A 13,095-nucleotide genomic window follows, 5' to 3' on the forward strand; every position below is an offset into this window, starting at 1 on the left:
ACCGTTGCCGGAGCGATGTTCCAGAAATGTGACAATCCTAAGACATAGTTCCTGCCGTGGTCTTTTCGGTCGTAATCGCGACATCGCGCTCGCTTGCGTCCGAGCCATCCGCGAGCGGAATCCGGACGATGACTCTTGTCCCTTTCCCCAGATCGCTCTCGATGTCGAGCCGTCCGCGGTGACGTTGCACAATATGTTTCACAATCGCGAGGCCGAGCCCGGTTCCGCCGGATGCACGGCTGCGTCCCGGATCGGTTCGGTAGAACCTGCGCGTGAGGTGCGGAATCTGCTCAGGTGCAATGCCTTCGCCTTCGTCCGCGACAGTGATCCGCGCCTGACCGTCGCGTGATGTGTCCAGCATGACCTTCACGGTGGAATCCGGGCGAGCATATTTCAAAGCATTGTCGACGAGGTTGCGGACCAGCTGCTCCAGTTGTTGCCTGTCCCCAAGGACGTGCAGCGATGGGTCGAGGGACAAATCGAGCCTGCCGGAACGCGCTTCCCCTGCGGCATCGTTCGACGCTGTATGGATTAGCGGGGCCAGAGCGATAACTTCTTGAGGGAGGTCGTGCTTTTCAGCCTCGACACGGCTGAGGCTCATCAGGTCGCTGATCAGGCTGTGAAGGCGCTTCGCTTCGCGTTCGATCGTCGCAAGGAATTTCGTGGCAGTAGGCGTATCGAGGTCTCCACCGCTTTCTTGCAGTGTCTCCACATAGCCCAGAATGGACGCGAGCGGAGTGCGCAGCTCATGGCTCGCATTGGCAACGAAATCGGTGTGGGCGCGGCTGATGTCTGCTTCCGCTGTCTGATTGATCAGTTCGATCACCGCGAGTTTGTCGTCAAGTGACTGGCGATTAATCTCCCAGATATCGCGTCGCCGAACCAGCCCTCGCACGAGAGCACGGCCATTGCGATTATTGCTGATCAGCGAGATCGCCTCTGGCTGCCGGAATGCGACGCGTGCATCCTGGCCGATGATGTGGCGCCCGAGCATCCGGCGTGCTGCTGCATTGGCAACCGCGACAGTATTTTTCTGGGTAACGAGAATTGGCGTCGCACCGTGCTCGATCAGCTTGCTCATCGATTCGGGGGTGAAGCCGGGATCGGTTGAAACCCGTTGCGGATCTGGAGGGCGCCCTGCCGCGAGCAAGAGCGAGCCGACCCAGATAACGAGCACGGCTACTGCCAATCCCGGATCCAAACCCAGCAGCAGCATCGCGACGAAGGTCACGATGGCGAGGAGGATACCAGCGAGAGGGAAGTTCTGACCGACGCCCATTGCGCCAGTTGCCTTAACGCCAACCGCGCCGGGTGGGAAGAACCCGGTAGCGACTAGCGACGAAACTATCGAAATCGCAGCGTCCGAGGAGAAAGAGGTGGTGACCCCTACGGGAATCGAACCCGTGTTTCAGCCGTGAAAGGGCCGCGTCCTAACCGCTAGACGAAGGGGCCACGCTCGGTTGCGAGAGCGCGCATCTAGGGGTGTGGACCGGATGGGTCAAGCCCCGTTCGTTCGCCAGTCGAAGAAAATTTCGCGAGCGCGCAATTAATCGGCGAAGGCCGCGTCTTCGAGGTGCAGTTCGGCAGCAGGGCGAGGGCCCCAGTCGTCGATCTTGACCCTTCCTGCGAGATGAAAGCGGCGGCCTTTGCTGCGGTGAAGCAGGGTTTGGGCCAATTCGGTCTCGGCTGCGCGAAAGGCTATCCCCTTGAACGAACGCCCATCGTCGCCCGCAGCGATAATCCGCAGGTGATCCTTGCCGACAACATCTGCTTTGACGATGCGCACCGGGCCGACCGCAACACGAGGGGCGGGCCAGCCCACGCCATAGGGCCCCGCGGCTTCCAAGGTCGTGACGAGATCGGGTACGAGACCGCCGGGCGCGAGCGACAGATCGAGCTGCATCGATTGCGAGGCGCGTGCGCGATCGACGTCGCGGGCTAGTCTTGTGTCGAGAAATTCGGTGAAGGCGGCGAGGTTCTCAGTCGGGATTGTGAGGCCTGCAGCCATCGCGTGCCCGCCTCCAGCGACCAGCAACCCTTGCTCGCGCGCCGCGATGATTGCCGCACCGAGATCCACTCCGCTGATCGAACGGCCAGATCCCTTGCCGGTCCCGTCAGCGTCATTTGCGATGACGATCGAAGGCTTGCCGGTCTTTTCCTTGATACGCCCGGCCACAATGCCGATTACGCCGGGGTGCCATCCGTCTCCTGCCACCACGTGCACCGCCATATTGCCTTGCCCTGCAAGTTGTGCCTCGGCTGCCTCCTGCACTTCGCCTTCGATCGCGCGCCGCTCTTCGTTGAGTGCAGAAAGCTGTTCGGCGATCGCGCGAGCTTCTTCGGGATCACTTGTGGTCAACAGGCGTACACCCAGCGTGGACTCTCCGATTCGCCCTCCCGCGTTGATTCGCGGCCCGAGCGCGAACCCCAGATCGCTCGCCTGCGGAGCACGTTTCAGGCGGCTCGCATCCATCAGAGCAGCCATCCCGATCCGGTCGCGCCGGGCAAGGATTTTGAGACCTTGTGCTACGAATGCCCGATTGAGGCCGTGCAACGCTGCCACATCTGCCACAGTTCCGAGCGCCACGAGGTCGAGCAGCGCCATGAGGTCGGGCTCCTTGCGGTTTTCGAAAAAGCCCTGCGCCCGCAAAGTACGCACCAGCGCTATGCCGAGCAGGAATGCGACACCGACTGCTGCGAGGTGACCGTGGCTTGCGGCGAGGTCGCCTTCGTCTAGTCGGTTTGGATTGACGAGCGCAGCGGTAGGGGGAAGCTCAGCTGCGCATTTGTGGTGGTCGACCACGATCACATCGACCCCGGCGTCACGCGCCATGCCGAGTGCTTCGTGCGCCATCGCTCCGCAATCGACGGTGACAATCAGGCTTGAGCCACTCTCCGCGAGTTTGACGAGCGCTTCGCCGCTCGGTCCGTATCCTTCGAGCAGCCGGTCGGGAATGTAGTACTCGGCTTCCAGTCCAAGCCCGCGCAGCAACTCGACCATCAGCGCAGCACTGGTCGCGCCATCAACATCGTAATCGCCGTAAATCGTGACCTTTTCCTGACCCAGGACGGCTTGCGCGATGCGTTCGGCAGCCTGATCCATGTCGCGGAATTCGGAAGGGTCGGGGAGAAATTCTCGTAGAGTCGGCTTGGCATGGCGCTCTACATCTTCAGGTGCGACGCCGCGCGTGATCAACAATTGCGAGAGAATGTCGCGATCGAGACGCTGGGCTTCGCTATCACCCGCTCCCAGATCCATGTTCCCACCGCGCCAAAGCCATGCACGGCCGGACAGCGACTTTGAAACACCAAGGACGTGCGAAAGCGAGCGAGTGGCCATGGCGGTACATTAGCCAATCGCTCCCCTGGGCAACAGGGTAATGGCATTGACAATCGACAGCGCGCTTGCGCTTGATCTTGCATGTCGATTGAGGCCGATCCCAATTTGCTCGTCATCTGGCACAGCCGGACAGGTGCGAGCGAGGCCATGGCTCGCGCCGCGTCTAATGCCGAGAATGCGGAGCTTGTGAGGGCGCGCGATGTTACTTCCGAGATGCTGATCGCTGCAGCCGGATACATCTTCGCCTGCCCGGAAAACCTTGCGAGCATGACCGGCGAGATGAAGGAAATGTTCGACCGAAACTATTATCCGGTACTCGGAATGATCGAAGGACGGCCATACGCCACCATCATTGCAGCGGGATCGGATGGATGGGGCGCACAGCGCCAGATCGACCGGATCGCCACCGGCTGGAGACTGAAGCGGGTCGCAGACGAGAAGATCGTGAACTTCGACGCGCAGACGCCGGAAGCGATCCTCGCCCCCAAACACGTCGATGAGAGAATTCTCGCCGATTGCAAGGAATTGGGGGAAGGACTTGCCGAAGGACTGAGGCTCGGGGTTTTCTGAAATCAGGATTTTGCTAGGACAAACAGGGGCATCCAAGACTCGACGATGCGACCGAATCGCGTCAGGGTCCCCGCGCATGAAGAACCGGGTTCGCTTGCAAGACTAAGGGGGTCTTGGACGATCACACAGAAGCAGACCGCTGGAGCGTCAGGGCTGCATTTGCTGTTTGCCAGTGGCAAACGGCCTAGTCGCGATGCCATCAAAGGCTTTGCCGGAGCGCATCGTACCGTCTCTGTAAGCCACGATCCTCTCGACGATTCTCCGATCCACCTTGTCGCTACCGATGGAGAAAGTCTTCAGCCGCAGCACGATACCCATTCGGGGCTTGATGATGGTGTTTGGCTCGAATTGCTCCACGACGGACTTACCTTCGATCTGTTAGGGCTGGCACCGGGCGCTGGCTGTTCCTTCCCCAAAACCGAAAATTCATTCGACCTCAAACAGTCGCCGGGCGCTCGACGGCTCGAAGCCTTGCATCTTGTTCCCGGGCAACACCTGGCTGGCGCGGCGAACGCTCTCCCCGTGATGCAAGCTTTGATCGGGCTCGCCCGCGACCTCATCAACCACTTCGACGATCTGGAGGCGGTCATCTGGGAACCGTCGTCCAGCGCGATCGGCAGACGCTACTTCGAATCCGTCACCACCGCCTGGCTTGAAGGTGGCCCTTTTCCTGCTCTCGGCTTGACGGCGTTTCGCAAAACCATCGATGGGGCGCTGCAAAGTATCGGCCTCGATTTCTGGATCGGTCAGGAATTGCGGATCGAGCCTCCGCTGTCGACGCAAAGGGTCGAGGCAACCCGGCTCGGAACGCGGCTCGTCAATCAATTGGTACTGGTGGGCGGCATATCGAATAGCGAGCGAATCGTTGCCCCCGATGGCAGCCGTTTGGTGATGAGACCGTCCCGCAACGGTAAATTCGTCCGCGTCTCGCGCGAGTAGAATTAGGCGAGGGGCGCAACACATGACTGTTTCAGGGAAGGGGCAGGGCACCCTTGCGCGACGGACGCCGATCCCGTTTCGTTCGGTGAATCAGCGGCGCTCTCCCGAACATGATCCGGCGCTGCAACGTCATCACCTACTTCCGCGCCAGCTATTGTCAAAAAAGTGTTTTGGGATGATGTTCTCAAAGATTGGTCGCATGACGGTGGGCTTCGATGATTTTCGTGTGAACGGCCTGCTGCTCCCGGCGAACGAGAACGCGACGATCCGCACCGGAATGCCGCTCCATCGCGGGCCGCACCGGGCCTACAATGAGCTCGTAATCGAGCGGGTGGGGCGGATTGAAGAAAGTTGGTCTAAGGCTAGCCGGTCGGATGCAGGGAAAGCATTGGAAGATGCCTTGCTTCGCCTCCAACTGCTTCAGGGCGCGCTTCGCCGCCGGTTGCTCGACGAACGCCGACGCATGATCCTCAACCGAAAGGATCCGCTCGGAACCGGTTTCGACTTCAGCGAACTCGATGCAATGGCTGAGGCGCTCTGGCAGGCGACCTGATTGCTACTCGGCCGCCTCAGCGAGTGCAGTCCACGGCGAATAGGCGGAATTCTCCAGAAGCTGGGCTTTTGCTGCATGATACTCGCGCTCCATTCGAGCGACGAGATCTTCCACGCTGCCGACCGACTTCACCGCACCGACGCCCTGTCCTGAGCCCCAGATGTCCTTCCACGCCTTGGCCTTGGTGTTGCCCCCGCTGCCGAAGTTCATTTTGGAGGGGTCGCTTTCCGGCAAGTTGTCGGGATCCAGCCCGGCTTTCTCGATCGAGGAGCGCAGATAGTTGCCGTGAACACCGGTGAACAGGTTGGTGTAGACGATACCGCTCGCGTCACCTTCGACGATGCCCTGCTTGTAGCCTTGGTCGGCATTGGCTTCCTCGGTGGCGATGAAGGCACTTCCCGAATAAGCAAAGTCGGCGCGCAGGGCCTGGGCAGCGAGGATCGAAGCCCCGTGCGCGATTGAGCCCGAAAGCGCGACGAGCCCATCGAACCATTCACGTATCTCCTGCATCAGCGCGAACGGGGAGAGGGCTCCGGCATGACCACCTGCGCCCGCAGCGACCGGGATGAGGCCGTCGGCGCCTTTCTCGATCGCCTTCTTGGCAAAACGGTTGTTGATCACGTCGTGCATCGTGATCCCGCCCCAGTTGCGCACGGCCTGATATACCTCCTCCCGCGCGCCGAGCGAGGTGATCACCATCGGCACCTGCCACTTCTCGCAAGTTTTCATATCGGCTTCGACCCGGTCATTCGTTTTGTGAATGATCTGGTTCACCGCAAAGGGGGCGGCGGGACGATCTGGGTTTTCGCGGTTGTGCTTGGCGAGTTCTTCGGTGATTTGGTGCAACCACTCGTCGAGCAGTGTCTGTGGTCGTGCGTTCAGTGCCGGAAAGCTTCCGATGATCCCTGCCTTGCACTGCGCGATGACGAGTTCGGGGCCCGACACGATGAAGAGCGGCGATCCGATCAGCGGCAGGCGCAAGCGGTCGAACGGGGCGGGAAGCGGCATTGAAGTCTCCTGAATGGGTGTGCAAGCGGGGTAGGTTGCAAATTGAAACTACGCAAGCACCTCTTCAATGCGATAGAAACGCGCCGCGTTCCCGGCGTAGAGCGCTGCTTTCTCGTCGGCGCTCGCGCCGTGCGTGAGCCTTTTGAAAGCATTCCAGAGCACCGGGTAATCCGCACCCCAGTAGTCCACGGGATAGTTGCTCTCGAACATAGCGCGTTGCGGTCCGAACGCTTCGAGACACGTCTCGATGTAGGGCCGCCAAAGACCGGCGAGGTGCTCCGACGATGAGCCAGCAGCCGGCCCTTCTTCTGGAAGTGCGCAGAATGCCATGGCGAGGCCGCCGAGCTTGATGTGCACGTTTTCGCAGCGCGCCAGTTCCTTGATGTTGTGCCGCCAGGTGTCGAAGCGCTCGTGCAGCTTGCCCTTGTAGCTCGCAACGCCAAGCGGTGTGCCGCAATGATCGAGACAGATTGGTTGATCGGGAAAGGCGTTGGCGAGGTCGATCACATCGGGCAATTGCGGTTCGAGCACCCAGGCGTCGAAGGTCAGGTCTCTTTTGCCGAGTTCGGCGAAACCTTCCCGGAATGACGGTTCGCGGAACAGGCCTTCGGGAGCGTGGAATGGAGGGCCCAGGACCTCTGGATCCGCATCCCAGGCCCCCTGATGCCTAATGCCACGGAAGCGGTGACTTGCCGCGATCAAAGCATCGAGCACTTCGCCTGCGCCGCTGCCTAGCGAGAGGTCTGCGTGACCGACAATTCCCGCACAGGCGCGCAAGTCACCGTACAAACCGCTTGCCGACTGTGCCGCAACTCCATTCACAAATTCGACTTCGCCAATGACCTTTTTCGCTTCGCCATAGGCCGCATTGTAAAATGCCCCGCATTCCATGAAAACGGTGGCGATTATATTGTGTCCGCTGGTGAGGTGCGCGTGCAGTTGGTCGAAGGTGTAATAGGCATTGTCGACCAGAGCCTCGATGAAGTGGTGCCGCGGCTCGGGGAACATTGGGACCATGGGCCGCAAGTCCCACAGGTGGTGGTGAGGGTCTATGATCGGCAGATCGGGCTCAAGAATGTCTTCGGGCATAAATCTGGTCCCCTCTCCAATGCGCACGTCAGTTCCATTCCTGACACACCCGAGCGAACCTCCAAAGCGGAAAAAACGGGCCGGAAGCCACGCAAAAGAAAAGGGGCGGACCTATCAAGGCCCACCCCTTCAAATCGTGAAGAATCCACGCGTCCTTAGAGGCCGTCGACGCTCTTGCTAACGAGGACGTTGACCGCAACGCGGCGATTCTGTGCCTTGCCGTAAGCGGTGCTGTTGTCCGCTGCCGGATCGGCTTCAGCCATTCCGGTCGGCGAAAGCATGCGCCACGGCTTCCACCCGCACTGCTGCTGGAGATAGTTCACAACGCGGCCTGCGCGACGTTCGCTAAGCTCCTGGTTGATCTCGTAGGTGCCGGTCGAATCGGTGTAACCGACGACCAGAAGCAGCGCGTTGTCCATCTGCTCGGCCTGCTGTGCCACCTGGCAGAGTTCGGCGCGGGCTTCGTCCGAAAGGTTGTACTTGCCCGTGTCGAAATAGACGTTGGTGGTGCCCTTGATGTTGTATTTGTCGATGTCGCCGAAGCGGCCACGCAGGGCTTCGGTTGCTGCGGCGTTTTCCTGGATCGCAGTTTCGTTCTGCACGAAACGCTGGTTGGTGCCGTTGCGGATCATCGTTGCCGTTTCAAGGTCGTTTGCGCTGAAGCGCACTTCGTCGGCGAAGTAGCGGTCACCTGCGACAAGGGTCTCAACTGCCACTGGAATTCCGTTCAGCAGCGAATCCGCAGTCAGCGTCTTGCGGCCGAGACCGAGAAAGCCGCCCTTGGCCTTGATGGTGGTTTCATCGTTGATCGTGATGACCGTTGCTGTGCCGTCGGCACTGGTGACTTCGATCTGGTCGCCATTGCGAGCCGAGATGATACCTTCGATCTCCGGCCCCTCTGTGGGAACCGAACCATAGACGGTCGTCAGGACATCGTCGTTCGATGCGTCCTGGGCAGCCACGCCTGCGGTTGCGGGCAAAGCCAGCGCGCCTGCGAGCAAGAGAGCCTTCGACCCCTTGGAAATGACACTCATTACTATACTCCTTCAAATCTTCGACAGCCTGACCCGCGCGTTCGCGGATTTTTGTATCCGCACGCCTCCGAAATGGCGCGTCCGGCTGTGAGGACCCCGTTTATTATGCCTTGTATCGTTCGCGCCATGCATCGTGCATCTCATCGCGACGAGCGGGGCAAATGTTCGGACGAACCTTGCTCGCAGGTGAACAGTTTCGGCAACAACAAGCGTTCAACGGACGATTCGGGCGTGCGGTGCGGCGAATTGAGCGAACTGCGTTAATCAAATTTGACGAAACTGTGGCCGCGATGCGCTCGAGTTAAGAATCTCAGCGGTCCATCAAACCGTCCACGATGGCCTTGTTCAGACCTTCCCCGCTCACGGTATTGGCGAGCGAGACGACAATGCGGCGCGGCCGGCTTTCGGAACCCTGAGTTGCGGCAAAAAGCGCGCGATAGCCAGTATTGGCACCGCTATGGGTGACGCGCTGTACGCTGCCTTCACTGTCGAGCACGAGCATCGCCCCGAGGCCATATGCTCGTCCTTTACCCATTTCCGCCTGCGGCATGATCATTGCGGAGGCGACTTCACGTGGAATCGCCTCGGAAGCGCCGCTCGCGGCGTCAAGCAATGCGGCTGCAAATCGAGCGTAGTCTTTCGAGGTCGTCCAGAGACCCGCCGCTGCCTGCTCGGGATAGTCGTGCCAACTGTTTTCGACCGGGGTGAAAACACCGTGAAAGATGTTGAAGCCCGCATCGGCGCCGACAACAAAAAGTGGCGCGATTTCGGCGTCGTCGATGGGCTGTGCGAATGTACTATCTTCCATACCGAGCGGCGAGAAAAGCAATTCGTCCGCCAGCTCGGCAAAGGGTTTGCCCGAAACATCCTCCGCCCAGATCTGCGCGATCATGTATCCACCACCCGAATATCGGAACTCGCCCGGTTCACCGTCGAAGGTGAGTGGCGATTCGAAGAACCTGGGAGGGTTCGCGACCACTTCGCTTGCGCTCGGAAGGTCGCTGTCGCGAGGGTAACCGGGATAGCCCGATTGTGAAGCGCCGCTTGTATGAGACAGCAATTGCCGAAGCGTGACCGGTCTATCGCCTCCTTCCAGCAACGCGATATCGAGCGAAGTAACCTGTGAGCGGATATCATTATCGAGGCTAATCCCGCGCTGATGGGCGAGGGTCAGAATTACGGCAGCGGCAACCGTTTTGGACAGGCTGGCGACTTGCATCAGGCCCCGCTCATGTGAGCGACCGAAGTGGTAGATCCGAGGAAGGTCGGCACCATCAACCACGCTCACGCTCAACGCGCTCACACCAAGCCGTTCGGATTCGGTCCCGATAAGCGATTCGATAGTCGCGACGGGGGCATCCCGAAGCTGGGATCCGAATGCAGGATCAACTTGTGGATCGCTACAGCCCGCGAGTGCGGCGAGTGGAGCGATGATCGCAATGGCTTTCCAGCACTGGTTCAGCACTCACCTCGCCGGGTAGAGATTACTGCACTGCCGAGTTGGCAGCGCTCAAAACTGCCCTTACGCTAGCGGTGGCGACGTCTTCGTCAATGCCGCAACCCCAGATCGTCCGCCCCTGACGATCGGTGCACTCCAGATAGGTTGCAGCGTTCGCTTCGGTACCTGCGCCAAGCGCGTGTTCGGCATAGTCGACAACCTCGAGTTCCACACCGAAGGTTTCACGCAGGGTTCCCATGACGCTCGAGATGAGACCCTTGCCGCGCCCCGAAACGGATTGCTCCCTGCCTTCGACCGCGATTTTTCCTGAAAAGACCCGGGTGCCATCTGCCGCGCGTGCTTCCTCATAGTCGATAAGCTGGAAGTGTTTGTCGGGCGTCTGGACGTGGTAGGCCTCTTTGAAAGCGGCCCAGATGTCTTCCGCATTAAGCTCGCGCGACTTCTCATCGGCAAGGCGCTGTACATGCTTTGAGAAGTCTTTCTGCATCGCCTTTGGCAGCTTCAGGCCGTGATTTTTCTCCAGCACCCACGCAAAGCCGCCTTTGCCGCTTTGCGAGTTGACGCGGATCACCGCTTCGTAATCGCGGCCCAGGTCGGCGGGATCGATAGGCAGGTAGGGAACGCGCCAGATTTCGTCGTTCTGTTTCTCGTTGGCCTCGAAGCCTTTCTTGATCGCGTCCTGATGCGATCCGGAAAACGCGGTGTAGACCAGTTCACCTCCATACGGATGGCGTTGGTGCACTGGCAGGTCGTTGCAGTATTCGACCGTTTCGATCACTCGGTCGATGTCTGAGAAATCGAGGCCCGGATCGACCCCTTGCGTGTAGAGATTGAGCGCCATCGTCACGAGGCAGCAATTGCCGGTGCGCTCGCCATTTCCGAACAGGCAGCCCTCTACCCTGTCCGCTCCGGCCATCAGGCCAAGCTCCGCCGCTGCCACGCCGGTTCCGCGGTCATTATGGGTGTGGAGCGATATCACCGCGCTTTCGCGGTTCGGCAGGTTTCGGCAGAAATATTCGATCTGGTCGGCATAGATATTGGGCGTCGCCGCCTCGACCGTCGCGGGCAGATTGAGGATGATAGGCTTTTCGGGCGTGGGGGCCAGTACTTGCATCACCGCCTCGCACACCGAGATACTGAAATCGAGTTCGGCGGTCGAGAATGTCTCGGGCGAATACTGGAAGTGCCAATCTGTGTCGGGGCGCTTTGCCGCCTCGTCACGCATCACCTTCGCGCCATGCATGGCAATTTCGCGAACCTCATCCTTCGACATCCGGAACACGATGTCCCGCCATGCCGGGCTCACGGCGTTGTAGAGGTGCATGATGGCTGCACGCGCGCCTTCGAGGCTTTCGAAGCTGGTGCGGATCAGGTCTTCGCGCGACTGGGTGAGCACTTGGACGATGACGTCGTCAGGGATCGTGCCGGATTCCACGAGGTGCTTGATAAAGGTGAATTCAGTCGCGCCGGCGCTCGGAAAACCGATCTCGATCTCTTTCACGCCAATGTCGACCAGCAGATCGAAGAAGCGCGCTTTTTTAACGCCGTCCATAGGGTCGATAATCGACTGATTGCCGTCGCGAAGGTCGGTCGAAAGCCAGCGCGGCGCCTTTTCGATCAGGCGGCTGGGCCATTGGCGATCTGGCAAATCGATCTGGCCGAAGGGACGGTATTTGGCAGATGGGTTTTTGAGCATGGTCATGACGGTACGACTTTTCGCGGAGTTTCAGGATTGAGAAGGCTGGCTCGGGTCCCTTGAGCGTACGGACCGCGCCTCACTCATGCGCAGCCGCTCACGCCCAAGGGCGTGTAAGTCGCAGAAGAAGGCCGTGCATCGGTGTCATTCCGTATCTTCTTGCCGATTTGGCCCCGCGGCTCAAGCGTTTTGGCGAAAAGAATTGGACGTGTGTAACCTTGAAGGCTCCCCTCCCGAACTCCGGATGTCACCGGGCAACAGGCTGTCCGGCCCCTGACGAGTTTAGAGGAGGAATACCCCGATGAAGAATTCCGTTTTCAAATCGCTTCTTGTTTCTACCCTTCTGGCAACCGCTGCGGCATGCAGCGCCCCTGCAAACGAGACCGATACCGCCGCTGACACGACCTCGATCGAAGCTCCGGTTCAGGCGGCGCTCTACGCCGATCTCGGTGGCCAGCCCGAAGGACCGGTCCACACCGCGACCAGGGGCGACACGCTCGCGGTATCCGGCTTTGATGTGGTAAGCTATTTTACCGACGACGGCGTCCCTGTTGAAGGCACGGAGGAATACACCGTCCGTTACAACGGTTACGACTATCGCTTCGCCAACGAAGATAACGCCAAGACGTTTATCGAAGACCCGGCTAAATACGCTCCGGCCTATGGCGGTTACTGCGCATGGGCGATCGGTGCCAACGACGCGCTGGCACCGGGAGATCCCAACGTCTACGAAATCGTCGACGGCAAGCTCTACCTGAACTTCAACGAGGACGTTCAGGGCCGCTGGGAAAAGGACATTCCCGGTTTCATCGCCAAGGGTGACGTGAACTACCCGACGCACTCGCCTGACGAACACTTCCAGGATTGATCCGGTCTCAGCCCTTTCGAGGGTCGTGAATGAAGAGCCCTGCCAGCGAGGGGAACGCTGGCGGGGCTTTCGATTCAACCGCAGCGGGCGTCGCGGATGATGTCCTGACCATCGAGCATGAGATTTAGGCGCGGGCTTGAAGGATCGGGATCAACGGATTCCGCACCGGGGTGCAGGAAGCGGATTTCACGTCCTGGAACAGCGGTTGCTCCAATATCCGACCGAGTGGTCGCATCGGCGACGCGTCCGATGAAAGGGCCCATCCGGTTGGCGTCGCAAGTGGCCGCCTGTGGGTCGGTGGCGGTGCCCGGGACATACACACCTTCGGCGGCGTCGGGCAGTGGCTCTGCTACAGTGGGTGCCTGAGGATCTTGTTGAGTGAGCGGAGCGCCCTTTCCGCCCTGTCCGTTGATCCGGGCGGCAAAGTCGTCGGCCGCATTCGATCCCCGGGCCACATCGGGATCGCTTCCGCATGCAGTCAGAATCAAGAAAGCGATCGGAAGGGATAGAACAGTAAGGCTATTCATGGTCTTCCCCCC

Annotated in this window: 13 protein-coding genes and 1 tRNA gene; 4 read left to right on the forward strand and 10 right to left on the reverse strand. The window is 60.0% G+C overall.

The window, feature by feature from the left end; all coding sequences use genetic code 11:
- Positions 1-37 precede the first annotated feature (37 nt).
- The 3 genes from FIU90_RS09335 to recJ form a co-directional block, all read right to left on the reverse strand.
- A complete protein-coding gene (locus tag FIU90_RS09335) occupies positions 38-1,279 on the reverse strand; it encodes a cell wall metabolism sensor histidine kinase WalK (protein ID WP_152434495.1) in 1,242 nt (413 codons plus the stop codon).
- Positions 1,280-1,377: 98 nt separating this feature from the next.
- Positions 1,378-1,452, reverse strand: a tRNA-Glu gene (locus FIU90_RS09340).
- Positions 1,453-1,546: 94 nt separating this feature from the next.
- Positions 1,547-3,340 carry a single-stranded-DNA-specific exonuclease RecJ gene (recJ, locus tag FIU90_RS09345; RefSeq protein ID WP_152434496.1) on the reverse strand — a complete coding sequence of 598 codons (1,794 nt, stop codon included), beginning with the start codon at positions 3,338-3,340 and terminating at the stop codon, positions 1,547-1,549.
- Positions 3,341-3,421: 81 nt separating this feature from the next.
- Here recJ and FIU90_RS09350 point away from each other — a divergent pair, with 81 nt between their 5' ends.
- Positions 3,422-3,910, forward strand: a complete 489-nt coding sequence (locus FIU90_RS09350) for a flavodoxin family protein (RefSeq protein WP_234029479.1) — start codon at positions 3,422-3,424, stop codon at positions 3,908-3,910.
- 147 nt (positions 3,911-4,057) lie between these two features.
- Here the strand turns inward: FIU90_RS09350 and FIU90_RS09355 are convergent, their stop codons facing one another.
- Complete coding sequence (locus FIU90_RS09355) at positions 4,058-4,267, reverse strand: hypothetical protein (protein ID WP_152434497.1); 210 nt, start codon at positions 4,265-4,267, stop codon at positions 4,058-4,060.
- Between FIU90_RS09355 and FIU90_RS09360 the strand changes: the two genes are divergently transcribed.
- Together FIU90_RS09360 and FIU90_RS09365 are read left to right on the forward strand one after the other, a co-directional pair.
- Positions 4,259-4,849, forward strand: coding sequence for a hypothetical protein (locus tag FIU90_RS09360; protein WP_152434498.1), 591 nt, complete (start codon positions 4,259-4,261; stop codon positions 4,847-4,849). The genes FIU90_RS09355 and FIU90_RS09360 overlap by 9 nt on opposite strands.
- 22 nt (positions 4,850-4,871) lie before the next feature.
- Positions 4,872-5,402 carry an AHH domain-containing protein gene (locus tag FIU90_RS09365; protein ID WP_152434499.1) on the forward strand — a complete coding sequence of 177 codons (531 nt, stop codon included), beginning with the start codon at positions 4,872-4,874 and terminating at the stop codon, positions 5,400-5,402.
- A 3-nt stretch (positions 5,403-5,405) separates the two neighbouring features.
- Here FIU90_RS09365 and FIU90_RS09370 read toward each other — a convergent pair whose 3' ends face one another.
- The 5 genes from FIU90_RS09370 to leuA form a co-directional block, all read right to left on the reverse strand.
- Entirely contained in the window at positions 5,406-6,410 is a 1,005-nt protein-coding gene (locus FIU90_RS09370; protein WP_152434500.1) for a nitronate monooxygenase family protein, read from the reverse strand.
- A gap of 48 nt (positions 6,411-6,458) precedes the next feature.
- Positions 6,459-7,499 carry an amidohydrolase gene (locus FIU90_RS09375; protein WP_152434501.1) on the reverse strand — a complete coding sequence of 347 codons (1,041 nt, stop codon included), beginning with the start codon at positions 7,497-7,499 and terminating at the stop codon, positions 6,459-6,461.
- A 155-nt stretch (positions 7,500-7,654) separates the two neighbouring features.
- Positions 7,655-8,533: an OmpA family protein gene (locus FIU90_RS09380; RefSeq protein ID WP_152434502.1), complete on the reverse strand. Its 879-nt coding sequence runs from the start codon at positions 8,531-8,533 to the stop codon at positions 7,655-7,657.
- A 310-nt stretch (positions 8,534-8,843) separates the two neighbouring features.
- Positions 8,844-9,998 (reverse strand): serine hydrolase, encoded by a 1,155-nt coding sequence (locus tag FIU90_RS09385; protein WP_152434503.1) that lies wholly within the window; start codon positions 9,996-9,998, stop codon positions 8,844-8,846.
- A 19-nt stretch (positions 9,999-10,017) separates the two neighbouring features.
- Positions 10,018-11,694, reverse strand: coding sequence for a 2-isopropylmalate synthase (leuA, locus tag FIU90_RS09390; RefSeq protein ID WP_152434504.1), 1,677 nt, complete (start codon positions 11,692-11,694; stop codon positions 10,018-10,020).
- Between the two features lie 295 nt (positions 11,695-11,989).
- On the opposite strand from leuA, the gene FIU90_RS09395 reads away from it, so the two are divergent.
- Positions 11,990-12,556, forward strand: a complete 567-nt coding sequence (locus FIU90_RS09395; protein ID WP_152434505.1) for a YHS domain-containing (seleno)protein — start codon at positions 11,990-11,992, stop codon at positions 12,554-12,556.
- A gap of 74 nt (positions 12,557-12,630) precedes the next feature.
- Here FIU90_RS09395 and FIU90_RS09400 read toward each other — a convergent pair whose 3' ends face one another.
- Complete coding sequence (locus tag FIU90_RS09400) at positions 12,631-13,083, reverse strand: hypothetical protein (RefSeq protein WP_152434506.1); 453 nt, start codon at positions 13,081-13,083, stop codon at positions 12,631-12,633.
- Between the last annotated feature and the right edge of the window lie 12 nt (positions 13,084-13,095).

It is taken from the genome of Erythrobacter sp. THAF29, assembly GCF_009363635.1.
Taxonomy (GTDB): domain Bacteria; phylum Pseudomonadota; class Alphaproteobacteria; order Sphingomonadales; family Sphingomonadaceae; genus Erythrobacter.